The 502-nt window shown below is 47.4% G+C and carries 2 protein-coding genes; both read left to right on the top strand.

All coding sequences use genetic code 11. The features are described from left to right. On the top strand, window positions 1-210 hold a 210-nt coding region (locus WDC87_RS22005), incomplete at its 5' end, for a hypothetical protein (RefSeq protein ID WP_336331356.1). Window positions 211-249: 39 nt separating this feature from the next. Beyond that, the coding region (locus WDC87_RS22000) for a hypothetical protein (RefSeq protein ID WP_336331355.1) at window positions 250-502 on the top strand (253 nt) is incomplete at its 3' end.

Genomic DNA, 502 nt, shown 5'->3' with positions numbered 1-502 from the left:
TCACGCCTTCCGACACGTCGAAAAGGCGGGATGGATAGCGTTAGTGTGAAGGCGGCGATTGCCGCCGATATTGAGCGAATCGGGGCGAATCACCCCTCTGGAACATATTCTGGCTCTGTGACGGTCGACGGTGTTAAAATTGAATACAGCTCCCATAAGTTTCCTGATGGAAGCATTAATGTAAGTAGAATTACTCCGCCCAGGAATTGATGCATGTACAGGCATTTATCGGAATCTGAAAAATCATTAGTGAAATTGATGCTTCAAGGTGAGGATTTTCCGGGCATCACTGCTGATTCACTTGCGGCGATTGAAGTTGAGGAGATGGATGATGGCGGGATGGGGAGCCTGCAGTTCAAATCAAGCAAGCTCGACCGTTTGCTTGGAAAGGAGCTGGCCAGCAAAACCTTTGTCGACACCGAAGGGGTTGAAGTTATAGTGACACTTACACTGGACAATTATCGAGATCTTTTTGAGTTGGATGTATGGAAAGTCGACTACT

The sequence above is a fragment of the Stenotrophomonas maltophilia group sp. Smal12 genome, assembly GCF_037079935.1.
GTDB classification, from domain to species: Bacteria; Pseudomonadota; Gammaproteobacteria; order Xanthomonadales; family Xanthomonadaceae; genus Stenotrophomonas; species Stenotrophomonas sepilia.
Note: the sequence above shows the minus strand (reverse complement) of the source record. Positions and strands in the feature narration are given on the sequence as shown.